General features: G+C 69.6%; 15 protein-coding genes and 4 pseudogenes. 3 read left to right on the top strand and 16 right to left on the bottom strand.

Annotated elements, in window-relative coordinates; all coding sequences use genetic code 11:
- Positions 1-3: 3 nt before the first annotated feature.
- The gene (locus ABFO07_RS32460; RefSeq protein ID WP_060149234.1) at positions 4-981 is read left to right on the top strand and encodes a sigma-54 interaction domain-containing protein; all 978 of its coding nucleotides are present in this window, start codon (positions 4-6) and stop codon (positions 979-981) included.
- Positions 982-985: 4 nt separating this feature from the next.
- On the opposite strand, the gene ABFO07_RS32455 is transcribed toward ABFO07_RS32460, so the two are convergent.
- From ABFO07_RS32455 to ABFO07_RS32425, 7 genes and pseudogenes are all read right to left on the bottom strand, one after another.
- Entirely contained in the window at positions 986-1,936 is a 951-nt protein-coding gene (locus ABFO07_RS32455; RefSeq protein ID WP_059557355.1) for a glycosyltransferase, read from the bottom strand.
- Positions 1,926-3,031, bottom strand: a pseudogene (locus ABFO07_RS32450) (glycosyltransferase family 9 protein). The gene ABFO07_RS32455 and the pseudogene ABFO07_RS32450 overlap by 11 nt, the downstream one beginning before the upstream one ends.
- 199 nt (positions 3,032-3,230) lie before the next feature.
- A pseudogene (locus ABFO07_RS32445) lies at positions 3,231-4,293 on the bottom strand (glycosyltransferase family 9 protein); the annotation flags it as partial.
- A gap of 137 nt (positions 4,294-4,430) precedes the next feature.
- Positions 4,431-4,673, bottom strand: a pseudogene (locus ABFO07_RS32440) (SDR family NAD(P)-dependent oxidoreductase); the annotation flags it as partial.
- 197 nt (positions 4,674-4,870) lie between these two features.
- A pseudogene (locus ABFO07_RS32435) lies at positions 4,871-5,395 on the bottom strand (hypothetical protein).
- Between the two features lie 156 nt (positions 5,396-5,551).
- Entirely contained in the window at positions 5,552-6,451 is a 900-nt protein-coding gene (locus tag ABFO07_RS32430; protein ID WP_059959315.1) for a BON domain-containing protein, read from the bottom strand.
- Positions 6,452-6,622: 171 nt separating this feature from the next.
- Positions 6,623-6,988 (bottom strand): hypothetical protein, encoded by a 366-nt coding sequence (locus ABFO07_RS32425; RefSeq protein ID WP_059959313.1) that lies wholly within the window; start codon positions 6,986-6,988, stop codon positions 6,623-6,625.
- A gap of 287 nt (positions 6,989-7,275) precedes the next feature.
- Between ABFO07_RS32425 and ABFO07_RS32420 the strand changes: the two genes are divergently transcribed.
- Positions 7,276-8,859, top strand: a complete 1,584-nt coding sequence (locus ABFO07_RS32420) for a PAS domain-containing hybrid sensor histidine kinase/response regulator (protein WP_060014797.1) — start codon at positions 7,276-7,278, stop codon at positions 8,857-8,859.
- Positions 8,860-9,084: 225 nt separating this feature from the next.
- Here ABFO07_RS32420 and ABFO07_RS32415 read toward each other — a convergent pair whose 3' ends face one another.
- Positions 9,085-9,300: a hypothetical protein gene (locus tag ABFO07_RS32415; protein ID WP_376697928.1), complete on the bottom strand. Its 216-nt coding sequence runs from the start codon at positions 9,298-9,300 to the stop codon at positions 9,085-9,087.
- A 282-nt stretch (positions 9,301-9,582) separates the two neighbouring features.
- Entirely contained in the window at positions 9,583-10,500 is a 918-nt protein-coding gene (locus tag ABFO07_RS32410) for a hypothetical protein (protein ID WP_230961580.1), read from the bottom strand.
- A 22-nt stretch (positions 10,501-10,522) separates the two neighbouring features.
- On the opposite strand from ABFO07_RS32410, the gene ABFO07_RS32405 reads away from it, so the two are divergent.
- Positions 10,523-13,033, top strand: coding sequence for an AsmA family protein (locus ABFO07_RS32405; protein ID WP_347469940.1), 2,511 nt, complete (start codon positions 10,523-10,525; stop codon positions 13,031-13,033).
- A 28-nt stretch (positions 13,034-13,061) separates the two neighbouring features.
- On the opposite strand, the gene ABFO07_RS32400 is transcribed toward ABFO07_RS32405, so the two are convergent.
- The 7 genes from ABFO07_RS32400 to ABFO07_RS32370 all read right to left on the bottom strand — a co-directional run bounded on the left by ABFO07_RS32400 (position 13,062) and on the right by ABFO07_RS32370 (position 24,729).
- Positions 13,062-13,694, bottom strand: a complete 633-nt coding sequence (locus ABFO07_RS32400) for a LysE family translocator (protein ID WP_059566849.1) — start codon at positions 13,692-13,694, stop codon at positions 13,062-13,064.
- Positions 13,695-13,817: 123 nt separating this feature from the next.
- Complete coding sequence (locus ABFO07_RS32395) at positions 13,818-14,714, bottom strand: LysR family transcriptional regulator (protein ID WP_059959306.1); 897 nt, start codon at positions 14,712-14,714, stop codon at positions 13,818-13,820.
- 158 nt (positions 14,715-14,872) lie between these two features.
- Positions 14,873-17,425 carry an EAL domain-containing protein gene (locus ABFO07_RS32390; RefSeq protein WP_124490627.1) on the bottom strand — a complete coding sequence of 851 codons (2,553 nt, stop codon included), beginning with the start codon at positions 17,423-17,425 and terminating at the stop codon, positions 14,873-14,875.
- The gene (locus ABFO07_RS32385) at positions 17,422-21,312 is read right to left on the bottom strand and encodes a response regulator (RefSeq protein WP_347469939.1); all 3,891 of its coding nucleotides are present in this window, start codon (positions 21,310-21,312) and stop codon (positions 17,422-17,424) included. Before ABFO07_RS32385 ends, ABFO07_RS32390 begins: the two co-directional genes overlap by 4 nt.
- Positions 21,313-21,358: 46 nt before the next feature.
- The gene (locus ABFO07_RS32380) at positions 21,359-22,435 is read right to left on the bottom strand and encodes an ABC transporter substrate-binding protein (protein ID WP_260430380.1); all 1,077 of its coding nucleotides are present in this window, start codon (positions 22,433-22,435) and stop codon (positions 21,359-21,361) included.
- 381 nt (positions 22,436-22,816) lie between these two features.
- Positions 22,817-23,830 (bottom strand): MDR family oxidoreductase, encoded by a 1,014-nt coding sequence (locus ABFO07_RS32375; RefSeq protein WP_347469938.1) that lies wholly within the window; start codon positions 23,828-23,830, stop codon positions 22,817-22,819.
- A gap of 23 nt (positions 23,831-23,853) precedes the next feature.
- On the bottom strand, positions 23,854-24,729 hold the full coding sequence (locus tag ABFO07_RS32370; protein WP_059566845.1) for an SDR family oxidoreductase: 876 nt from the start codon (positions 24,727-24,729) through the stop codon (positions 23,854-23,856).
- Between the last annotated feature and the right edge of the window lie 19 nt (positions 24,730-24,748).

Below are 24,748 nucleotides of genomic sequence, written 5' to 3'. Positions count from 1 at the left end.
ATCATGTCGAGACCCGGCGATGACGGAAAGCGGCTGTTCGGCACCTCGCGGCTGATCCAGGCGTTGTTGCGAAAAATCGCGAAAGTCGCGTCCACGCGCGCGAGCATCCTGATCGTCGGCGAGAGCGGCGTCGGCAAGGACATCGTCGCGCGGCTCGTGCACGACATGAGCGCGCGGCGCAACGGCCCGTTCGTGCCGGTGAATTGCGGCGCGATCCCGCCCGACATCGCCGAATCCCAGTTGTTCGGTCACGAAAAAGGCAGCTTCACGGGCGCCGTGTCGCAACACGTCGGTTTTTTCGAAGCGGCGCGCGGCGGTACGCTGTTTCTCGACGAAATCGCGGAAATGCCGGCCGATTTGCAGGTCAAGCTGCTGCGCACGCTCGAATCGAACACGATCACGCGGGTGGGCGGCCACGAAACGATTCCGCTCGACGTGCGCATCATCTCGGCCACGCATCACGACCCGGTCGCGGCGGTGCGCGAGGGGCGCTTCCGCGAGGACCTGTTCTACCGGATCGCGGGAATCGCGCTGCACGTGCCGTCGCTGCGCCAGCGCGAGCACGACGTCGACGACATCGCGCAGGCGTTCATCGACCGGCTGAACGTGCGCCATTGCACGCGCAAGCGGCTGTCGTGCCAGGCGATGAAGGCGCTGCGCGCGTATTCGTGGCCCGGCAACGTGCGCGAGCTTCGCAATGCGCTCGAACGCGCGTTCATCCTCGCGGACGAGCAGATCGACCTGCATCTGCCGCGCCGCCCGGCGCCGCGCGACGAGATCCTGAAGAACGCGATGACGCTGCACTTCGGCACGAAGCTCGCACATTCGCAGCAGCGCTTCATCCTCGCGTCGCTGCGGCATTTCAACGGCGACAAGCCGCGCACCGCGAAGGCGCTCGGCATCAGCCTCAAGACGCTGTACAACCGCCTCGCGCTGGTATCCGAGCGCGAGCGCGACGCGCCGGCCCGGCGCCGCGCGTGACGCGTCAGCCCACGGCATCGCGCAGCGCCGCATCCCAGTCCCGCACGAAGCGCTCGATGCCGAAGCGCGCGAGCGCGTCGCGGCGCGCGGCGGCGCCCCACTCCTGCGCGAGCGCCGGCTCGCGGATCAGCGCGCGCATCGCGTCGACCAGCACGGCGGGCCGCGTATCGGCGACGCCGTTGTGGCCGGAGCGCACCAGCTGCGCCATTTCGGTCGTCGCGACCGCGATGATCGGCAGCCCGATCGTCATCGCCTCGATCACCGCGAGCCCGAGGCTCGTGTAGCGAATCGGATTGAAGAAGAACCGGTAGTGCGACAGGAAATGCGGCAGCGCCGGGTTCGGCACCTCGCCGATGCCGCCGAGCTCGGCCGAGCCCATCCCGACGAGATCGAGCGGCACGCTCCGGCGCACGGCCTCGAACACGTCCGCGCCGAGCCGCCGGCCGCGCCGCGCGAGATGGTTGACGACCGTGACGCCCTTCGGCAGCGTGCCGCGATAGGCGACGTCGTCCGGGATCAGCACGCCGTGCTCGATCACGCGGGTCGGCGTGACGCCGTTGTCCCACATCAGCGCGTTGAACGGCGTCACGTGCACCAGCAGCATGTTCGGATCCTGCACGGGATGCAGCGCGTCGGTCGGGTGTTCGCGCGGCGGGTCGTGTTCGACGAACAGCGCCGGCAGCTCGCGCTGCGCGTCGCTCAGCACCTGCACGCGGTCGTGCCGATAGTGATCGTGATGCTGGTAGAGCACGCAGTCGAACGCCGTGTCGCGCACGCATTCGATCGGCACTTCCTGCACGTTGTCGCCCCACGGCAGATGGCCGACGCGGCCGGCGTAGCCGGGCGGATGCCGCGCCTTCGTCACGACCAGGAAATCGTGCGGCGCCTGCGACAGGTAGTACAGGTAGTTGCCGTGCACCTGCCAGGTCAGCACGCGCAGACGTCTATCCGACATGACGCACCTCCCTGCCGAGCAGTTCGTCCACGCGGCCGATCACGTCGTCGACGCCGAGCGCGGTCGCGCAGACGTGCTCGTACGGACAGGTGTCGTACATGCATGGCCGGCAGGCCGGATAGATCGCGAGCACGCGATGTCGTTCGCGATCGAGCGGCGCCCAGCGCGCCGCGTCGCTGCCGCACGCGACGACGATGCTCGGCGTGCCGACCGCCGCGGCGACGTGCGATACGCCCGTGTCGTTGCACAACAGCAGCCGCGCGCGGGCGATCAGCACGGCGAGCGTGCCGAGCGGCGTGCCGCCGCACAGGTCGATGCAGGGCCGCTCGAGGCGGGTCTCGAATGCGTCGGCCAGATCCGCTTCCGCGTGCGTGCCGGTCAGCACGATCCGCAAGCCGTGGTCGGCCAGCCAGCGCGCGACCGCGGCGAAGCGCTCGACCGGCCAGCGCCGCGACGGCATGCGCGCGCCGGGATGCACGACCGCATAGCGGCCCGCCTTCAGGCCATGCTCGTCGGACAGCACCTGCCACGTCGCATAGTCGAGGCCGCCGAGCGGGAATTCGAGGTAGTCGCCCCAATCGTCGTAGCCGAGGCTGCGCATCAGCTGCAGATAGCGCTCGATCTCGGGCTTGTCGTCGGGCCACGGAATCGCGTGGTCGAGCGGCGTGGCGCGGCCGTCCGGCGGGACGAAGCCCGCCGTGCGCGCCGCGCCGAACGACGCGACCACCGCGTTCGCGTATTCGCCGCTGCCGTGCAGCTGGATCGCGAGATCGAACGCGCGCGACCGGCACGTCGCGCGGAACGCGTCGGCGTGCGCGGCGTCGGGCTCGGGTTGCTCGACGAGGCCCGGCGCGCCGGGAAATGCAATGAAGTCGTCGATGTATTCGGAGAATCGCGATGCGAATGCGCGCGCCCACGGCAGGCCGACCAGCGTGATCCGCGCGTTCGGTTCGCCGCGCCGCAAGGCGCGCAGCGCCGCAAGGCGCGCAGCGCCGGCACCGCGCACAGCATGTCGCCGAGCTGCAGCGCCCTGAACACCGCGATGCGCGGGCAGGCGGGCATGTTCGGCAAGGAGGGGGAAGGATCGTGTTTCATAGGAAGATCGCTCTGAAATGCAGTGCGCCGCGCACGCGCCAGAACCGGGCCGGGTCGTGCGTCAACGCCTCGTGGTCGCGGAAGCGAACGGAATCACGTTCGGGCCGTCCGCCGCCGCTTCGTCGTCCGTGCACCGGCCGGCCTGCGCCGCGGCAGGTTCGATCGCACGCCGCGCGCCCCCGCGCAGCAGGCTGTGCGCGGCGCGCACCACGTCGTCCACGCCCACGCCGAGCAGGCACGGATGGCCCGGCTGGTCGCACGCGCTGCGATAGCAATTGCGGCACGGCACGTCGACGTTCAGCACGCGGTGCGGCACCTGCCACGGCGTGTGCTGCGGGTTCTTCAGCGCGTACAGGTCCACCACCGGCGTGCCGAGCGCAGCCGCCACATGCACGGGGCCGCTGCTGTTCGAGATCAGCAGGTCGGCCACCTCGACCAGCGCGCCGAGCTCGCCGATCGACAGCGCGCCGGCGAAGCCGACCGCGCGCGGGCCGGCGCGCGCGCACACGGCCGCGACCAGCTCGCGTTCCGCGCTGCTGCCGGTCACCGCGATGCCGTCGAAGCGCGGCGCGAGCTGCGCCGCCACGTCGCCGAAGCGCTCGGCGGGCCAGCGCCGCGACGCCGCGCTCGCGCCTGGATGGACGACCAGCCAGCGGCCGAGCCCGTCGATCGGCCGGGCCGCGCCGTCGAGCCGCGGCAGCGCCGCGCGCAGCCGCGCATGGGCGGCGCGGCGCGCCGCGTAGCCGGGGTCGAACGTCATCCGCCAGTCGGCGCTCGTCGCGCCGACCGTGCGCACCAGCGCCATCTGGCGCGCCACCTCATGCCGCATGCGGCGGTGCGGCTCGGTCTCGGCGACGTAGTCGGTCAGCAGCTGGTACGGGTTCTCGCGGCAACGCGCGAGCTCCCGCGAGCCAGCACATCATCGCGGCCGGCAGCGCGCTCTGGCTGTAGACGGTGAAGATCGCCGCGGCGTCGAAGCGGGCCGTCAGCAGGCGCGCGATCATGTCGAGATCGGCCACCGGGTTGCCGGGCGCATCCGGATGCTTGACCCACGGCGCGTCGTACGCCCACACGTCGTCGATCATCGGCAAGTGGCCCGCGAGCGACGCGGCGGCGCTCGACGTCAGCAGCGTCAGGTGAACGCCGTCGCCATCGCCGCTTTCCTTCAGCGCGCGCAGCGCGGGCGTCGTCATCAGTACGTCGCCGAGGTTGTCGAGCCGCACGCACAGGATGCGGCGCGCGCCGAACCATGCGCCGTTCATCCGCACACCTCCGGATGACACCGCGCGGTCACGCGCGCGACGATCGCCGCCGCGTCGTCGAGGCGGCCGACGATGTAATGCGGCGTGCGGCGCGCGTCGATCCGCCATTCGGTGTCGTGGCCGCGGTCGACGAGCATGGCCTGCATCACCGACGCCTCGTCGGCGACGTCGAGCGCGTGGCCGACGGCGCGCCCGCCGTGGCGGGCGAGCTGCGCGGCGACGGCGGCCGCGCGATCGGCGTCCAGGTCGGCCACCACCACGTTCGCGCCCGCGCGCGCCAGTTCGTCGCAGATCGCCGCGCCAAGCCCGCGCGCGCCGCCCGTGACGAATGCGGTCTTGCCGACGAGCGGCGGCCGGGAAGAATCGAGGGGTTGGCTCACAGGCGCCTCCGCGTGCCCATCCGAACGGTTGACGCTTAGGGGGACAAGCGTCGCTGCGAGGGATCAAGCGAGATCCATGCCCGTGCGGCAATACGCGTCGACACGCGTCGGGCGCGCTCGCGGCAGAGGCGTCGCGGCCCTGTCATGCGCGGCGGCCGATCGTTTTTATAAGCGGGTGTAAAACCGCCCCGCGCGGTTCACAGCGCGAGCGCATCGGGCGTTGCATCCGCCCGGTGCTTCGCGAACGCGCGCAGGCATTGCGCGATGCAGCCGGCGAACGCTTCGTCGAACCAGGGCAGCGCGCCGGACACGCCGACCACGATGCCGTCGCGCGCGACGCCGCCCCACCGGTTCGTGTCGCCCGCGCGCAGCCGGTGCGGCTCCAGCGCCTGCACGAGATGGCCGTCGCGGCCCGTCTCCCACGACAGCCGCGCTTTCGCGCGGGCGTACGCGCGATAGTCGGCGTCCCATTCCTTCGGCGCGGGCAGCGAGAACTCGTACAGGATCGCGTCTTAAAACGGCGCGTCGCGCGGGCCGGGCCCGGGATCCATGATCACGATGTGCAGGCAGCCGCTGTCGCCGATGGCATCGCCTTGCAGCGCGGCGCACAGGCTCGGCAGCAACAGCTCGACGGCCGCGATCGCCGCCTGGCGATCGGCGAACGCGCTGCCGCCGCGGCGCACGGGCAGCCCGCCCGTTGCGGGGTTCAGGAGGTTCGACATGGTGTTCTCCCACGGTGGATGCAGGCGGACGACGGGCAGCGGCCGCGCTCGGCCGGCATGCCCGTCGTCACGCGGCGGCCGCCCGTCGTCCGCCGCGATGCGTCGCGCCATGCGCGGCGCCGGTCCTGCCCGCGAGAAGCGTGCGCGGATCAAGGGTCAAGGGCGCGGCACGTTGCCGGCGGGCGGCGTGTCGGCCGGCTCCTCCCGCAGCGGATTCTGCGTCGGGGTGACTGTCCGGTGGTCCGGACGCAATACCGTCGACGGATGCTCGTCGTCGTCGCGCTGCACTCGCACCCGGTTCTCGACGTCGCGCACGCACATGCAGCCGTCGGCGATATCCTCGACGCAATGCTTCATCCAGCGCGCGGGCACGGTGCCGTCCAGTTCGACCCGGCCCTCGTTCACCTGCACGCTGACGTCGCTCACGTCGATGTCGAGTGCGCCCGCCAGCCGTTCGCACACGTCCTCGAGGATGCGCTCGTCCGAGCGCGTATAGCCCTTCGGCCCCTGCCGCCGGCGCGGCGTGTCGGCTTCGCCGAAGCGCGGCCGGTCCTGCGCGCCGCCGCGGCCGCGCGGCTCGCCGCCCTGGCGCATCCCGCTCCCGGCGTGGCTGCCGCCATAGCTGGCGTCGCCGTAACCACCGTACCCCCCGTATCGGCCCGTCCGGTGCTGCCCGTGCAGCCCGGCACGCTCGTCCGGATAGCCGCCCTGCTCCGTGCGCCGGCCGGGCTCGCCGCCGCGGCGCTGCTCGCCATAGCCGCGCTCGCCGCCATACTCCGGCGACGACGCGCCGCGCCGGCCGCCGCCGTAGCCGCGCCGGCCGAGGTCCTGCGACGCGCGATCGGCCCACTCGCCCCATTCGCTGCCCCAGTCCTCGGGGCCCGTGTGCTCCGACGCGAGCCGGTAGGCCGATTCGTATTCGTCGTCGGGCAACAGCGATTCGTCGTAATTCGGCGTATCGCGCTCGCCGCCGCCCCAGAACGCGCGTTCGTTGCGCTCCTGCCAGTTCGATGGGCCGCGACGTTCCGTCGGCCGCCCGAGATATCGTCTTTGCATCGCATGTCTCCTTGATCGGGTTCCGCCGCCCCGGGTCGTTCCGCGCGGCGGAATTCGCGTCGCGGTCCCGCAATCGGCGTGCCGGGGCCGTCGCTTGCCCGGTTTCGCGAGCGACGGCATCGCGCGTGCCGTGCACGACCAATCTGCAACGGGTTGAAGTTTTTGCGCGTATTACGCGTCGTCGGCCGGGATTTCGTCGCTTTCGTCGCTTTCGTCGCTTTCGTCGCTTTCGCCGGCGTCGCTCAGCCGTTCGATGCGGTCGGGTTCGATGTCGGCGGCATCGCGATCGCCGCCCTCCGCCGACGCGCGCTCGCCCGTGCCCGTGCGATCGGTATCGCTTTCGAGTTCCGCGTCGCCCGGTTCGGGCGCGTGCTCGTCGAGCGGCGAATCGATGTCGAACGGGTGGCGCTTCGCGCCGGCCGCGTCGCTGCCGCTGTCGGACGAGTCGCCCGGCCCGAGCGCACGGCCATCGCGGCCGCGTCGCGCGTTTTCGTCGTCGGGGCCGTAGGGCTCGTTGTCCGGATCCAGTGTGCTCATGTCGTTCACCTCGCTGCCTGGGCCGCGCGGCGGCGCACGTCGCGTCGGGCGGTGCGTCGCCGCGCCGGGAAACCCGTGTCGTGCAAGCGGCGTGCCGCGTCGAAGGGGGCCTCGGCGGCAGGAGGAACGGCAATTGCGACGGCGTGAATTGTCCATGCGGCCCGAACGGCTCGGGGCCCCTGCCGAATTCGGGGCCATCCGCACGCGGCAGACAGCCCGTTCGCCGCTTCGAGACATCCCGGCCGAGCCGGCGCATGCCCTCACTTCTCTAACCACAGCGCCGCGCGATGAACATACCAGGCTCCGATTCGCCGCCCGAACGCGATCCGCTCCAGACACCCGATGTCCGGACGCTGACGCACCAATACGCGGAATTCAGCTTTCGCACCGTCGTCGAGTCGATCACCGACTACGCGGTGTTCATGCTCGACCGCGAAGGCCGGGTCGTGACGTGGAATGCGGGCGCGCAACGCATCAAGGGCTATCGCGCGGACGAGATCATCGGCCGTCACTTCTCGTGCTTCTATCCGCCCGACGCGATCGCGGCCGGCCGCCCTGCCCGGGCGCTCGCCGAGGCGGCCGCGCACGGCCGCTTCGAGGACGAGGGCTGGCGGGTGCGCAAGGACGGCTCGCTGTTCTGCGCGAGCGTGACGATCAGCGCCGTGTACGACGACGCGAAAAACCTGCGCGGCTTCATCAAGATCACGCGCGACATGACCGAGCGCCGGCGGCTCGAGGAGCTCGAGGCGTCGACCCGCCGGCTCAGCGTCTTCATCGCGATGCTGGCGCACGAGCTGCGCAACCAGCTTGCGCCGCTGCGCAATTCGATCGGCGTATTGCAAAGCCTGCCCGCGGTCGATGCCGCGTTCGAAGCGTGCCGCAATGCCGCGGATCGTCAGCTCGCGCAGCTCACGCGGCTGGTCGACGATCTGCTCGACATCGGGCGGATCACGGCCGGAAAGATCGAGCTGGACAGCCGTCCCGTCGCCGTGCGCGACATCGTCTGTCGCGCCGCCGAGGGCATCGAGCCGCTGCTGGCCGCGCGCGCGCAGAGCATTCACATCGACCTGCCGACCGAACCCGTCGTGCTGCAGGGGGACGAGATCAGGCTGATCCAGGTGCTGCACAACCTGCTCGACAACGCGTCGAAGTTCTCGCCGACCGGCGGCCGGATCGACGTCGACGCCCGCCTCGACGGCCGGGCCGTCGTGATCCGCGTGAGCGACCAGGGCGTCGGCATCACCCCGCGCGCGCTGGAATCGATCTTCGACCTGTTCGTTCAGGAAGGCCAGGCCAGCCCGCACACGGTCGGCGGCTTCGGCCTCGGCCTCGCGATCTGCCGGTCGTTCGTCGAGCTGCACGGCGGCACGATCACCGCGCGGAGCGACGGCCTCGGGCGCGGCGCGACCTTCGTGGTGCGCCTGCCGATCCGCCGCGCAAGCCCGGAGTCGATCGCATCGCCGCGCGTCGGCGCGGCCCAGCCGGCCTCGCCGTTGCGGATCATCGTCGTCGACGACAACCGCGACGCGGCCGATACGCTCGAAATCCTGCTGCGCGTGAAGGGGCATGCGCCCCATGCGGCATACGACGCGCGACACGCGCTGGCGCTCGCGCAGGAACACGTTCCGCATCTGATGCTGCTCGACCTGTCGATGCCCGATGTCGACGGATTCGCGCTGCTGCGCGCGCTGCGGTCGATCGATGCGCTCAGGCGAACGCGGTTCGTCGCGGTGTCCGGTCTCGCGCAGTTGTCCGACCGCCTGCGCACCGCGCGTGCCGGATTCGACGATCACCTCGTCAAACCGGTGGAGATGGCCACGCTCGACGCGCTATTGCAGCGGGTTGCGCGCGACCTGCTGCCGGAAGCCTAGGGCTGGCGAATTGTTTGTTCCCGCTCACCTTTTCGCGGATCGCGAACCCGCGGCGGACGCGTGAGTCCAGTACCACCATTCGTGGTGATCCAGGTTCCTCAGCAATTCCGCGCGACGATGCGCGCGGCTATAACGGTTCGTCGCGGCAATCACCGCACACGCCAGCACGCATGCGACCACCCCGAACCCGATCCATGCTTCGCTCATGGCAGCCTCCGGCATCACTCAACGAATTCGCAACACCGCTTTCAGGACGGCGCGGCCCTCCGCCGTCACCTGGACGCGCCGGCGGCCCGATGCGGGTTCATCGACGGCGATCAGGCGATGCTCGATGAGCGTGACGAGTTCGTCACGCTCCAGTTCGATCTGATCGGGGGCGTCCCACGCGATCATCAAGGTCGTCATTTCGTGCGGACTCAGCATGGTCTGCATGGGTTGCATGGGTTGCTCGTATCGGAGAAATCGGATTGTGTGTACATGCGCAATCGCATGTCGCCCAGCGTTTCGCGTACTGCCCAATGATGCCTTGCCACACGCATTTCCGGTGCGCCGCCGCGTAGGGGGATGCCCTGACGCGTAAACGTTCTCATTGATTTCGATCATGCAGGCATGCGAAATGATCTGAGCATATAGCCTTCAGAAATCCATATAAGCACAGAGTCGTTCGTATTTGAAGCTGTCAGATCATGTAGCGCGCTATTTGACCGAAGCCATCGGCCCCGCTCATTCGACATCCTCACCTTCGTTGTATCGCTGGAGAGACAGCGCGAGTGCATCGACGTCGCCTCGATAGCCTGCAATGACGTCCGCCCGTTCCGGAAATCGTTCACATTGCAACGAAAGCGTTTCCATCGCGGCGGCATGCCGCCTGACGAGCTGCCCGCGCGTGACCCATTCGTAACTGCCTCCGGTGCCGGGCGTCTTCACGTGCTTCAGCACGCCATCGCCGAGCACCTTGAGCGGCGCGTGTCCATTGATGAATTCCGCGTAGTGTCCGGAGAAGAACTGGTCCCACTCGAGCAATTCCCCGTCATGCCGAAACGCGTGCAGATGCCCGTCGAGATCGACCGCATAGCGATAGGACAGGTCGTCATGCCCGTCGGCCGACGTCAGTTCGGCAGCCTTGTTCGCTCGATGAAACCGGTCGGCGAGCGATCCGTCGCCATCGGCGAGATGCGCGGCGAGAAAATACAGCGCCGCGCCGGACGGACAGCCGTTCCGAGCGATATAGAACGTGACGTGGCCGCCGTGCTGCAACGCGAATGTGTAAGTCGCGACGATGCTCATTGCGATTTCCTCGTATTTCCGATCACGACGATCGGGCGCACTCCCAGTAGCAAGCGATATGCCATCGCGTGCGTTTCGATGTGCATGGCGACGTGAGCCCGAAATACGTGGAAATCCGGCGCGAGCAATTGAAAAAATGTTTCGGCGCCGATACGTTTCGCGCTGTCCGGCACGCTTGTACGCGCCTGTTGCCGTCGCCCGAAGCATGCGGCCGTCACGGAAGGTCTTGCCTGGCGCGATCCGGCCGCGCCCGCGGGTTTCCCGGCGCGCCTGATCGGTTGCAACCCTGAAACCCGACCGGCTGGCCCGGTCGAAGCGCGCCATCGGGAACGTGGCTTGCGGCGGGATTGCCATGAAGCCCAACCGGGAGTGAGAGATGCGCAACGGCCACACCGTCGGCAAGGTGGCCGCGTGGCTCGCCGTTGTCGTTGCCCTGACGATTGCCGCGCTGTTCGTGTTCGTCGTGACGTTCGACTGGAACCGTGCGCGCCCCTGGGTCGACGACAAGGTATCGGACGCGATCGGACGGCCGTTCGCCATCAACGGCGAGCTGCGCGTCGAGTGGCGCCGGCCCGCGAGCGAGCAAGGCTGGCGCGCGTGGGTGCCGTGGCCGCGCTTCAGCGCCCGCAATGTCACGATCGCCAACACGGACTGGGCGCGTACGCAGCATTTCGCCACGCTCGATGCGATCAGCTTCGAAGTCGAGGCGCTGCCGCTGATCGCGCGCCGCATCGTGATTCCGGCCATCGACCTCGTCAATCCGTCCGTCGACCTCGAACGCCTCGCGGACGGGCGCGACAACTGGACGTTCCACCTCAGGAAGCCCGATCATCCGGGCAAATGGACGCTCGACCTGCACGATATCGCGTTCACCACCGGCAAGCTCCGCTACTACGACCAGCAGAAGCAATTCGACCTGAGCGGCGTGATCGACACGCTCGGCAAGCCGATTGCGTTCGGCGAGGCGATGAAGCAGCAGGCGGCGCTGGCGCGCAGCGAATCGGCGCAGGCCGTCGGCCAGGCCGGCCAGAAGAAGCTCGCGGCGCAGGCGCAGCGCGGTGCGGCGCCAGCCCCGGCACCCGCGTCGGGTGTCGAAGCGGCCTCCCGCGCATCGGCGGCGGCGTCGCAGGCGCTGGCCGCGGCGTCGCAGGCGTCGGCGGCAATTTCCACGACCAGAATCGCGCCGGCGGCATCGGCCGCGTCGGGCGCATCGGGCGCATCGGGCGCATCGGCCGCGTCGGGCGCGTCCGCGACGGCGGCGTCGGGCGCGAAGGCCGCCGCGGCGTCCGGCGCATCGGCAGGCGCCGCGCCCGCGGCATCCGCCGGCGCGGCCGACTACACGATCGGGTGGACCGTCGACGGAACCTACAAGAAAGGGCACGTCGCCGGCAGCGGCAAGGTCGGCAACGTGCTGGGGCTGCAAGGCGGCGGCGCGCAGCGCCCGTTTCCGGTCCAGGCGAGCTTGCGCTTCGGCGATACGACGCTCGCGCTCGTCGGCACGGTGACCGATCCCGCGCACCTGGCGGCGGTCGATCTGCGCCTGTGGCTCGCGGGCACCAGCATGGCGCACCTGTACGACGTCACCGGCATCACGCTGCCCGAGACGCCGCCCTATGCGACCGACGGCCACCTGATCGGGCAATTCCGCGCGTCGGGCAACGTCTTCAAGTACGAGGACTTCACGGGGCGCGTCGGCGGCAGCGACCTCACCGGCACGCTGGTGTACGTGTCGCGCGAACCGAGGCCGCTCCTGTCGGGCACGCTGGTGTCGAAGCTGCTGCGGTTCGCCGACCTCGCGCCGCTGATCGGCGCCGACACGAATGCGAGCAAGGCGCGCCGGGGCGCCCCCGCCGCGCAGCCCGCGAACAAATCGCTGCCGGTCGAGACGTTCCGCACGGAGCGCTGGAAGAAGATGGACGCCGACGTCCGGTTCACCGGGCAGCGCATCATCAAGTCGCCGAGCCTGCCGATCACCGGCCTGACGACCCACGTCGTGATGCAGGACGGCGTGCTGACGCTGAACCCGCTGAACTTCGGCGTCGCGGGCGGCACGCTGGCGTCGAACGTCTACCTGGACGGCCGGGGCACGCCGCTCCAGGGGCGCTTCACGCTGCAGGCGCGGCACCTGAAGCTGAAGCAGCTGTTCCCGACCTTCACGGTCATGCAGACGGCGCTCGGCGAAGTCAACGGCGATGCCGCGCTGTCGGCCACCGGCAATTCGCCGGCGGCGCTCGCCGCCACGTCCAACGGAGAAGTGAAGACGCTGGTCACCGACGGCACGGTGAGCCTGTTGCTGATGGAAGCCGCGGGGTTGAACGTGGCGAACGTGGTGTACGAGAAGCTGTTCGGCGATCGCGACGTGAAGATCAACTGCGCGGCGGCCGATTTCGTGGCCACCAACGGCGTGCTCGACTCGCGCGTATTCGCGCTCGACACCGAGGACGCGGTGATCGGCATGAACGGCACCGTGAACCTGCGCGACGAAACCATGAACCTGACGATTCGACCGCATACCAAGGGGTTCCGGATCGTATCGCTGCGCTCGCCGCTGTACGTCACCGGCACCTTCAAGCAGCCGCACGTAGGCGTGAAGCCGGGCGCGCTGATCGCGCGCGGCGGCGCGGCGGTGGCGCTGGGCCTGCTCAATCCGGTCGCAAGCCTGCTCGCGCTGATCCAGCCGGGCCGCAATCAGCCGTTGCCGTGCCACCAGATGCTGGTCGACATGGAACGGCGCCCGAGCGCGCCGCCGCCAGGCATGCGCAAGGAGAAGAAGCCTGCGCCGGCGTACATGAGCGCGCCGCAGCCGGCTTCACAGGCGCGCGCGCAGGCGGCGGCCGAACCCGAGCCGGCCACGCGCGCGGGCGGAACCTCCACGCCAGGGCGGTAATGCCGCGGGATTCAGGCGCTTGCCGCCTTCAGCGCCGCGATTCCAGCGCGATCCGCACCGCCAATCCGGCCAGCACGGTACCCATCAACCAGCGCTGCACCGTCGCCCACACCGGCCGGCCGGCGAGAAACGCCGAGATCGAGCCGGCCATGGTCGCGATCAGTGCGTTGACGCTGACGCTGACCGCGATCTGCACGCAGCCGAGCGCCAGCGACTGCGCCAGCACGCTTCCATGCCCCGGCGAGATGAACTGCGGCAGCAGCGACAGATACATCACCGCGATCTTCGGGTTCGCGAGGTTCGTGACGAAGCCCATCGTAAAGAGTTTGCGGCGGCTGTCGGGCGGCAACTGCCGGACCTGAAACGCCGATCGGCCGCCCGGCTTGAGCGCCTGCCACGCGAGGATCGACAGATAGAGCGCGCCGGCCATGCGCAATGCGTCATACGCGTACGGCACGGTCATCACGAGCGCGGTGATGCCGAATGCCGCACAGAACATATAGAACACGAACCCGAGCGCCACGCCGCCGAGCGACAGCAGGCCGGCGCGGCGGCCCTGGCAGATCGAACGCGAGATCAGGTAGATCATGTTCGGGCCGGGCGTGAGGACCATGCCGAGCGACACGAGTCCGAAAGCAAGCAGCGTAGGCAAGGCCGGCACGATGATCTCCTTCGAGGCTGGAAAAAGTTGGCGAGGTCCGTGCAATGTATTGCATGTCGGCCGCCTTCGGCGTGAATAAACTGCATGTCACGCATGAGCCCTTTTCATCGTGCCGGCGCGCCGCTACTTTCTGTTCTTCGCCCGCGTTTTCGCGACCCGCGCCGCATTGGCACGTTGCGCGGCGGCGAGCCTGACGAATTCATCGGCCACGGCGTTGCCGGCCGCGTTCCACGACAGCCGCACGGAACGATGCAGCTTCGGCGACAGCTCCAGCACGCGGCCGCCGAACGGCGTGTACGTGAGCGTGATGCGCGGGACGATCGACACGCCCATGCCGGCCTCCGCCATCGACAGGATGGTGCGCATCTCGACCACGTTGAAGGCGGCCCGGAGTTGCGCGCCATGCCGCGCAAAGTAATCGGCGATCACCGGCCCGCACCCTGCCTTCGAGAAAATGAAGGGCTGCGTGGACAACTGTTTTGCCGTCACACGCTTGCGGCCATCGAACATCCCGTCCGCCGCCACCGCGACGAAATCCTCGTCGAGCAGCGCCAGATCGTTCGCGAACGTCTTCGTGCCCGCCACGACGCCGACGTCGGCGGTGCCGTCCTCGATCCAGCCTTCGACTTCCGCATCGGTGCCTTCCAGCAGCACCGCGGACACCTCGGGATGCATCGCCTTCAACTGCTCGAGCGCGGGCGCGACGAACGCCAGCGATACGCTGGGCAGCGACGCCACCACCAGCCGCCCTTCGAGCTTGCCGCGCGACAGGCTGAATTGCTGGCGCAGCGTCTGCGCTTCGCGCACCACGTTCCGGACGTACGGCCACAGACGTTCGCCGGCGGCGGTCAACACGACCGGCTGCCGGTCCCGCAGCAGCAGCTTGACCTGCGTGATGTCCTCCAGCTCGGTCAACGCATGGCTGATCGCGGATTGACTGCGGCTGAGCCGGTCGGCGGCCGCCGTGAGCGAGCCGAGTTCGACCACGGCGGCGAGGGCCTGCAATTGGGCAAGCGTCATCTATGCTCCTTGTGGCGGCGCATGCATATCGTGCATGAGAGATTGAAACCGCGTGAATTATATTGAACGGCCGCGACGGCGCGGGATGCCGCACCGCATCCTCGACGATGGATGTCGTGCCGATGCCCCGGAAGGCAGCGCGCCGGCCCGGCCGACACTCAAGCCGTGTCGCGGCGCGCCCCCTCGTCGGCGTATGCAACGTCCACGCCCCGCCGGCCTTGCGCCGGCGGCACCATCACGTCGACCCGCTCGAACTGCTGGAACGCCTCGGCGATGTGCCGGCGCAGCAGCGCGACGTCCCACGGCTTGGTCAGCACCTTCTGCACCGATCCGTCGTCGAACGTGCCGGCAATCGCCTGTGCGTCAGCGTAGCCGGACAGCAGGATGCGCACGACGTCCGGGTACAGCGCCTTGACCCGCTGCAGCAGATCGATGCCGGGCAGCGCCGACACGATCACGCCCACACGATGGCGCGCGAGCAGTTCGAGCGCTTCGCCGGAATGGGTCGCGCCGAGGATCTCGTAGCCGTCGCGGCTGAGCGCCCGCCGGATCATTTGCAGCGCCGACCGGTCTTCGTCGACCAGCAGCAGCGTGCGGTGCAGCAGCTCGCGCCGCCGGCAATGATCCGGCAGTTCGGTGCCGACGGCCAGCATGCCGGCGATTTCCGCGCCCGTGACGGGGTGGCTGAAGTAGTAGCCCTGCATCGCGTGGCAGCGATGCCGGTTCAGGAACGACAGCTGCGCCTCCGTCTCCACGCCCTCGGCCACCGTCTCCATGTTCAGCGACTCCGCCATCGCGATGATCGAGCGCGTCAGCGACGCCCCTTCCGCGCTCGTGGTCACGTCGCTCAGGAACGACTTGTCGATCTTGACGACGTCGATCGGCAGATCCTTCAGGTAGGACAGGCTCGAATAGCCGGTGCCGAAATCGTCGAGCGACAGCACGACGCCGAGGGCCTTCAGGTCCTGCAGCGTCTGCGCGATCGAGCGGCGGTCCTGCATCAGCACGCTCTCGGTCAGCTCGAGTTCGAGCCACGCGGGCGCGAGGCCCGTTTCGGCGAGCGTCGTGCGCACCAGTTCGGCCACGTTCTGCTGCTGGAACTGGCGCGCCGACAGGTTGACGGCGATCGGGATCGGCGGATGCCCTTCCTGCTGCCATGCGACGGCCTGCTCGCACGCGGTGCGCAGCACCCATTCGCCGATCGGCAGAATCAGCCCGGTTTCCTCCGCGATCGGAATGAACCGGTCGGGCGGAATCACGCCGATGCCGGGGCGCCGCCAGCGAATCAGCGCCTCGACGCCGCTGATCTGGCCGGTCTTCAGGTCGACCTTCGGCTGGTAGTACAGCTCCAGCTCGTTGTTCGTCACGGCCTGATACAGCGCGTTCTCGAGCCCGGCCCGCTCCTCCACCCGCACGCCCAGCTCGCGCGTGTAGAAGCTGTAGCCGTTGCGCCCGCGCTCCTTCGCGCTGTACAGCGCGGCGTCGGCCGTGCGCAGCAGCGCTTCCGCGCTGGTGCCGTCGATCGGGCACAGGCTGATGCCGATGCTCGTCGTCACGTGCAGGTCGTGCCCGTCGAACGCGAACGGCGCGGCGAAAATGCCCAGCACCTTGCGGGCGACCACGTCCGCATCCGCCGGCGTCGACAGGTTGACCAGCATCACGACGAACTCGTCGCCGCCGAGCCGCGCGACCGTGTCGCCGTCGCGCACGGCCTCCTTGAGGCGCACCGCGACGGCCTTCAGCAGGCTGTCGCCGACCGAATGGCCGAAGGTGTCGTTGACGTGCTTGAAGCGGTCCAGGTCGAGCACCATGACCGCGACCAGCTGCCCCGTGCGCCGCCCGTGCGAGATCGCCTGCTCCATGCGGTCGCTCAACAGGTTGCGATTCGGCAGCCCGGTGAGCGCATCGTGGTTGGCCAGGTATTCGATGCGCCCCTGCTGCACCTTGCGCTCGGTGATGTCCTGCACGATGCCGCGCAGGATGATCGCGTGGTTCAGGTCGCGGCCCGCCTCGGCCTGGTGCAGCACGTGGCGCTCGGTGCCGTCCGCGTGGATCAGCCGATGCTCGAGCGTGAACGCGGCGCCCTCGGTGCGCAGGCTCGTGAACGACTGGATCAGCAGCGGCTGCTCGTCGGCCGGCACGCATTGCAGCAGCCGGTCGAAGGTGGCCGGCGTGCGTTCGGGATCGAGGCCGACGATGCGGTACAGCTCCGGCGACCAATAGCCGTCCTGGCGGCCGGCCTGGTACGCCCAGTTGCCCACGTGCGCCAGCGCCTGCGCATGGGTCAGGCTGGTCTCGGTGTTCGCGAGCTGTTCGAGCGTGGCGGCGGCCCGCAGCAGATAGCGGATCCGGTAGCCGAGCAGCTTCCAGCGCATCGGCTTGGACACGAAATCGGTCGCGCCGGCGTCGAAGGCGCTGGCGATCGACGCGTCGTCGTCGTTGCCGGTCAGCATCACGATCGGCACGCGCTGCCCCTCCGGCAGCGCACGCAGTTGCCGGCAGCATTCGAAGCCGTCGCCGCCCGGCATCTCGACGTCGAGCAACACCAGGTCGGGGCGGTGCCTCAGGAACGCGTCGACGCCTTCCTGCGGCGCTGCCGCCTCCTCGACGCGAAAACCGTCGGGCTCGAGCGTTTCCGCCACCAGCAGACGCGTCATCGCGTCGTCGTCGATGACCAGGATCACCGGTGCGTCGGATTGTCGATCGTTCACGGCTGGGTTCCCTCCTTCTCCGGCTGCGCGCGCGCGGCCGTGTTCGCGTCCACGTCCACCCGTTGCGCGCGCAGGACGGCCTGCGCGCGCGCAAAATCCGCCGCCGCGCCGGCGACCAGGCTCGCCGCCGCCGCGACGTCGGCCGCGCGCGCCAGCTGCTCGATCTCCCGGCAGCGGACCGACAGCGCGTGCGCGCCGACGTTCGCGCTGCTCGATTTCAGCGTATGCGACGCGAGCTTCAGCGCATCGGCGTCGCCGGCCGCGACGGCCGCGTGCATGCCCGCGATCAGCCGCGGCGCATCGAGGTCGAACTGGTCGATGATCCGCGTCAGCACGTCGGGCCGGCCCGGCCGCTGCAGCGCGCGCAACGCGTCGAGCGCCTTGCGGTCGATCACGTTCGCGTCGTCGTCCGGAGCGGCGCTTGCCGCGTCGGCGGTCGCTTCAGCGGGTGCGTCGCCTGCCGCATCGGCGGTCGCTTCAGCGGCCACGTCGCCTGCCGCATCGGCGGTCGCTTCAGCGGCCACGTCGCCTGCCGCATCGGCGGTCGCTTTAGCGGCCACGTCGACTACCGCATCGGCGATCGCTTCAGCGGCCACGTCGACTGCCGCGTCGTTCGCTTCTTCATGCGCCTGCGCCGTCGACCGCCCGTCGCCCCGCGCAAAGCGCGCGAGCATCTTCAGCAGCGCATCGCGGCTGAACGGCTTGCTCAGGTAGTCGTCCATGCCGGCGGCGAGACACCGCTCCCGGTCGCCGCTGATCGCATTGGCCGTCAGCGCGATGACCGGCAGCCGCGCCGCGCCCGTCTCCGCCTCGCGCAGCCTCAGCCATTGCGTCGCCTCGAAGCCGTCCATCAGTGGCATCTGGCAGTCCATCAGCACGACGTCGAAACGGTCTTCAAGCAGCCTGTCCAGCGCCTCCCGGCCGTTTTCGGCCACCTCTACCGCATAGCCCGTGTCTTCCAGCATCGCCAGCGCGATCTGCTGGTTGACGGGGTTGTCCTCGACCAGCAGCACGCGCGCCGGCATCGCGCCGTACGGCGGGCCGTCCTCCGGCGCGGCGCCGGCGTCGGCATCGGCCGGTGCCGCCGACGGCAGCCGGGGCGGCGTCACGCGCATCACCGACGCGATGCACGCGTACAGGTCCGCACCGTGGAGCGGCTTGGTCAGGCGCGCGTCGATGCCGAGTTCGCGCGCGACCTGGATGCTGTCCATCCGCTCGAACGCGGTCAGCGTGATGATCCTGAGCGCGCGCAGCGCGGGATCGCCGCGGATGTGCCGCACGAGCGAGATGCCGTCCATGCCCGGCATCCGCACGTCGACGATGGCCAGGTCGAACGGCTGCCCGTCGGCGGCGGCGGCCCGCAGCTGCGCCAGCGCGTCGTCGCCGCCGCTGGCCGTGGCGACGCGCAGCTGCCATTCGATCGCATGCTCGACGAGCACGCTGCGATCGGTCTCGCTGTCGTCCGCGATCAGCACCTTCAGCCCGGCCAGCGACCGGCTCGCGCCCGTGGCGGCCGCGCCCGCGCCGACTGCCGGCTCGAGCCGCGCCGTCACGGTGAACACCGAGCCCTGGCCCGGCGCGGATTCGACCGAGAGCGTGCCGCCCATCATCTCGGCCAACTGCCGCGAAATCACGAGCCCGAGCCCGGTGCCGCCATATTGGCGGGCGGTCGAGCTGTCGGCCTGCTGGAACGGCTTGAACAGTTGCGCCGACACGTCCGGCGCGATGCCGATGCCGCTGTCGGCGATCGTGAACACGACGAGGCCGTGCTCCGGCGACGAGACGGCCAGCTCCACCTGCCCGCGCTCGGTGAACTTGATCGCGTTGCCGACCAGGTTCGTCAGGATCTGCCGCAAGCGCACCGGGTCGCCGCGCACCCATTGCGGCACCGGGTCATGCTTGCGCAAGCGCAGCGCGAGCGCCTTGCGCCGGGCCATGGGTTCGAGCAGCGACACGACGTCGTCGAGCAGCTGATACAGGTTGAACGCGATGCGCTCCAGCACCAGCTTGCCGGCTTCGATCTTCGAGAAATCCAGGATGTCGTCGATGATCGTCAACAAGGTCTGGCCGGACCGGTACACGGTGTCGACGAAGTTGCGCTGCTTCGCGGTGAGCGTCGTGCGCTGCAGCAGCTCGGTCATGCCGAGCACGCCGTTCATCGGCGTGCGGATTTCGTGGCTCATCCGCGCGAGAAACTCCGACTTCGCCGAATTCGCCGCCTCCGCCGCCGCGATCGCGGCCTGCAGCTCGACGTCGCGCCGCTCGATTTCGTCGAGCATCGTGTTGAAGCCCGCGATCAGCGTCGCGACTTCGTCGGTGCCGTGGTGACGCATGCGCAGCGACAGGTCGCTGCCGCCGCGAATGCGCGCCATCGTGCGCGTCAGGTTCGACAGCGGGCGCGAGATCGACGTGCCGATGCGATGGCTGATCGCGAGACCGACCACCGCGAGCAGCAGCGACACGACGACGATCATCGCGACCGCGCCCGCCATCGCGCGGTACACCTGCGACACGATGCTGCGCTGCTGCAGGTCGACGCGCAGCACCGCCTGTTCCGCGGCAGCCTCGAGGCGGTTCGCGGTGGTGTCGATATCCGCGACGATGCGCTGCATGGCCGCGTCGTTGGCCAGCGTCCGCTGCTTCGTCGCGACGATGCGGCGGGCCGATCCGGCCAGCTCGGCCGCCAGCGGGACCACGTCCTGCGTGCGGCTCAATTCGCCCTGCCCGCTGGCCACGAGCGCCGCCCGCAGCGCATTCGCCGATTCGGCGAGTGCGTCGACGCCGGTCCTGATCTCGCGATCGGCGCGCGCGAGCTGCCCGGTGTCCGCGCTTTGCGCGGCCACACGCAAGTGGGCCGTCAATTCCTCGATGCGGCCGTTGACGAGCACCGACAGGTACTTGATCCGCGCGGCCTGCTGCTGGAACGCGGTCGCTTCGTCGAGACGCCGGCGCGCCTTGAAGATGCGCATGGCGTACGGATCGACGATCTCCGCGAGCTTCGTATCCAGCGACTGGAGCGACGTCGAGAGGCCGGCCTTCGCGGCCCGGTAGCGGGCCTTGACGGCCGGCTCCGCGAGCGCCCTGCCGCGCAGCGCGACGAGGCCTGCGGCGCCGTCGAGGAGATCCGTCTCGAGCCGCCCGAGCGTCGCCACGACGTCCCGCGTCGCATCGGCATCGCCATTCGCCGCGGCGATCGCCACGCCATTGCGCGCGCCGTCGAGCGCGGCCTTCAGCCGCTCGCCCAGCGGGACGAGCCGGTATCGGGACGGCGCGTCGTCGATCGCGTCGACGAGGACGATGACATCCTTCACGTCCGCACGGGCCTGGTCCAGCGCATGAATCGCCCGGTTGGACGCGGTGTTGGCCGCCAGCGCGTCGGTCACGGCCGCCACGGCCCGGCTGTCGAGCCGGCCGGTTTCCTTGCCGATGACGCCCAGCAGCGCCGCGCTGCTTTCCCGGACATGCGCGACCCGCGCGCTTTCGGCGTCGAGCATCGCGTTGCTCCGCAAACGCTGGCCGACGCCTGCGTTCATCGACGCGAGCATGCTGCGCAGCTCGGCGGAGGGCACGTCGACGCCGTGCGCGTCGATCGCGCGGATGGCCGCCGCTTCGACCGCGATCCGCTGCAATTGCGCGCCGATCGCCGCCGTCACCGCCTCCTGCCCGGCCCCGTCCTGCGCCTGCGCGAGCCGGCCGAAATCCGTCACGAGGTCGCCGTACGTGCGCTGCAGCGTGTTGCTGTGCGTCTGCAACGGCAGCGACTCCGTCGTCAGCGTGCGCACGCCGGATGCGATGCCGTGCACGGCCAGCAGACTGGTCGCGGATATCGCCAGCACGCCCAGCAGCATCAGGCTGGTGCTGGCGACAAGCTTGGCCTTGATATCCATGCATCCCCCTCGATGGAGACGGCCCGCGCGCGGCCGTCCGGATGCGTTACCTGGCCGGTTCGCCCAGTGGCACGACCCGGCCGCGCTCGATCTCGGAGAGAAACACCGTATTCAACGCCTGATGGTTGTCCGCCCCCAGGTCGACCACCACGCCGCCGATGTCGAGATGCCGGATCGACTCGAGCGCGTGCAACAGGCTGGCCCGGGTCGGCGCGGGGCCCGCGCGTTCGAGCCCGATCAACATGACCTTCGCATCGATGCAGCCCTCGAGCCCCACCACGCCGACGGGCTCTTCCGGAAAGCGGCGCGCGATCAGCCGCATGCAGTCGCGGGTGACGTCGCGGTCGCTGCGGGACAGCGGCACCACCTGCGTGATCAGCATGCCGTCGCCGTCGGCGCCCACGAGGCGCAGCAGGTCGTCGGTGCCGACGAACGAAACGGTCGCGAGCCGGGCCTGAAGGCCCTCGCGGCGCGCGGCGCGGATGAATGCGGCGACCGGCGTGTAGGGGCCGACCATGATGACGACGTCCGGCCGGCCCTCGAGCACCGACACGAGCCCCGTCTCGACCGCCGTCGTCCCGCGGCGGAAAGTGCCCGTGGCGACCACGTCGAGGCCGTGGCGCCGCAGCGCCAGCCGCGTGCCCGCCAGCACCGCGAGCCCGGACGCGTCGTCCTGGTAGAACACGGCGAAGCGTGTCGCGCCGCCGCGCGCGATGAGATGGTCGACCAGCACGCGCGTCTCGTCTTCATAGCTGGCGCGAATGTTGACGACTTCGGGAATGACCGGCCTGCGCAGCGACATCGCGCCGGTGAACGCGCCGACGAGCGGTATTCCGGTGTCCTTGACGATCGGCAGCACCGCCGTCGTCGTCGGCGTGCCGACGTAGCCGAACAGCGCGAAGACCTTGCGCTGCTCGATCATCTCCAGCGTGCCGTCGATGGTCCTGTCCGGGTCGTACTGATCGTCGGCGACGACGAGGTCGATCCGTCTGCCGTGCACGCCGCCGCGCGCATTCGCGTCGTCGAACACGGCCTGCGCGCCGATGCGCAGCGCGCGCCCGAGGCCTGCCGCATCGCCTGACTGCGCGTTGACCATGCCGACGCGGATCGTGTCGTCGTTCACGCCGGGTTCCGCGGCCACGCACGCGGCGGGAACCGACATCGCGACGAAGCATGCGGCGACCCACATCCCGCGCCAGGCCGCGCGTCGAACCCCTGGCCAATCGATGTCGACTATTTCCCTGGCGAAAGACCCACTGTCGCTCATTCCACATTCCCGTGCCGCACATGATGATTGCGATCGCGCGTTATATCACCGCATTCCGCATTGGCGACGGGATGGAATGCGTTAGTTATATATAGCTTGCGGTGAATCCAATCACAAGCCGGGCGTTTAAATCGCGAGCCGTGTACGCCTTGCTGATCGGACGCGACCGGGATCGTTTACTTTTCGCTCTCTTTTCGATATTCCATTTTTAAATCCGAAACAAAAGCGCGAAAGCGCTCACGGCGCCGCCCTCAGGTTGACGACCGTCCGGCCGTGCCCCTGGCCTTTCGCCAGTTCGCCCGCCGCGTCGACCACCTGTTCGAGCGGCACCTCGCGAATCATCCCGTCGAGCACCGCGCCCGGCACGCACTGCGCGAGCCGCTGCCACGCCTCGACGCGGCGCGGCGTCGGGCAGCGCACCGAATCGATGCCGGCGACGGTGACGCCGCGCAGCAGGAACGGAAACACCGTGGTTTCGAGCTCGATGCCGCCGACGAGCCCGCAGACGGCCACGCAGCCGCCGTACGACAGCCGCGCGAGCGCTGTCGACAGCACGGGGCCGCCCACCGTGTCGACCACGCCCGCGAACAGTTCGGGTTCCATCCCGTGGCGCCCCGGCTTGCGCGGCGTGACGTAATCGTCGCGGCCGATCGTGCGCGACGCGCCGAGCGACTTCAGGTAGCCGTCGTGCCCCGGCCGGCCCGTCATCGCGACGACGCGGTAGCCGAGCTGCGACAGGATCACGATCGCGAGGCTGCCGACGCCGCCGCTCGCGCCCGTCACGAGGATCTCGCCGCTCGCGGGGCGCACGTCGTGATGCTCCAGCGCGAGCACGCACAGCATCGACGTGAGCCCGGCCGTGCCGATCCCCATCGCCTGCCGCAGCGTGAGGCCGGGCGGCAGCGGCACGAGCCAGTCGGCGTTCACGCGCTCGACCTGCGTGAAGCCGCCCCAGCGCCGCTCGCCGAGCCCCCAGCCGGTCAGCACGACCGGGTCGCCGGGCCGGAACCGCGCGTCGGCCGACGTCGCGACGACGCCGGCGAGATCGATGCCCGGTATCGCCGGAAACGTGCGGATGATGCCGCGATTGGCCAGCGCCATCGCATCCTTGTAGTTGATGCTCGAATAATGGACGTCGACCACGACGTCGCCGTCCGGCAGATCGTCGACGCCCAGCCATTCGATCGACGGCGCGACGCCGTCGTCGGTTTCCTTCAGCATCAATGCCTTGAAGCGGGATGCGCTCATCATCATCTCCCTCGCGCCGTGGCGCGTTACGGCGATGCGGTGCGCTTCGCGATCGCGTGCGCGGCGCGCATGCCGGGCAGCGCGTCGACGAAGAAATCCGCCTGCAGCGGCGAGCCCGCCTGCACGTCGTACTGCGCGAAATCGCGCACGCCCGCGGCGAGCAGCACCTCGTCGTCGATGAAAAAGTTGCCGGTGCAGGTGGCCGCCGGCTGCGTGAGGATCGCGTGCGCGGCGTCGGCCACGATCTCGGGCCGGCGCGACGCGGCGATCATGTCCGCGCCGCCGAGCTCGTTGCGCACGGCGGCGGTCGCGATCGTCGTCCTCGGCCACAACGAATTGACCGCGATGCCGACGCTCGCGAATTCGGCCGCGAACGCGAGCGTAAACAGGCTCATCGTGTACTTCGCGATCATGTACGGCGGGTAGTCGCGAAACCACTTCGGGTCGGTCGACAGCGGCGGCGACAGCGTGAGCACGTGCGGATTCGCCGATTTCAGCAGATGCGGCAGGCAGGCCTGCACGCACACGAAGGTGCCGCGCCCGTTCACGCCGTGCATCAGGTCGTAGCGCTTGACCGGCGTGTCGAGCGTGCCCGTCAGGCGGATCGCGCTCGCGTTGTTCACGACGATGTCGATCCCGCCGAACGCGGCGACCGTCTCGGCGACGGCTTCCTGCACGCGCGCTTCGTCGCGGATGTCGGCAACCAGCGGCAACGCGTGGCCGCCCGCATCCTCGATCGCCTGCGCGGCCGTGTAGACCGTGCCCTCGAGCTGCGGATGCGGCGTGGCGGTCTTCGCGGCGATCGCAATGTTCGCGCCGTCGCGCGCCGCCCGCAGCGCGATCGCGAGGCCGATGCCGCGGCTGCCGCCCGACATGAACAAGGTCTTTCCGGCAAGGCTCATGCGTCTCTCCTTCGTGCCC

Origin of the sequence: Burkholderia stagnalis (assembly GCF_039848545.1) — a bacterium.
Classification (GTDB): Bacteria; Pseudomonadota; Gammaproteobacteria; order Burkholderiales; family Burkholderiaceae; genus Burkholderia; species Burkholderia stagnalis.
This window is presented reverse-complemented; position numbering and strand designations above follow the sequence as displayed.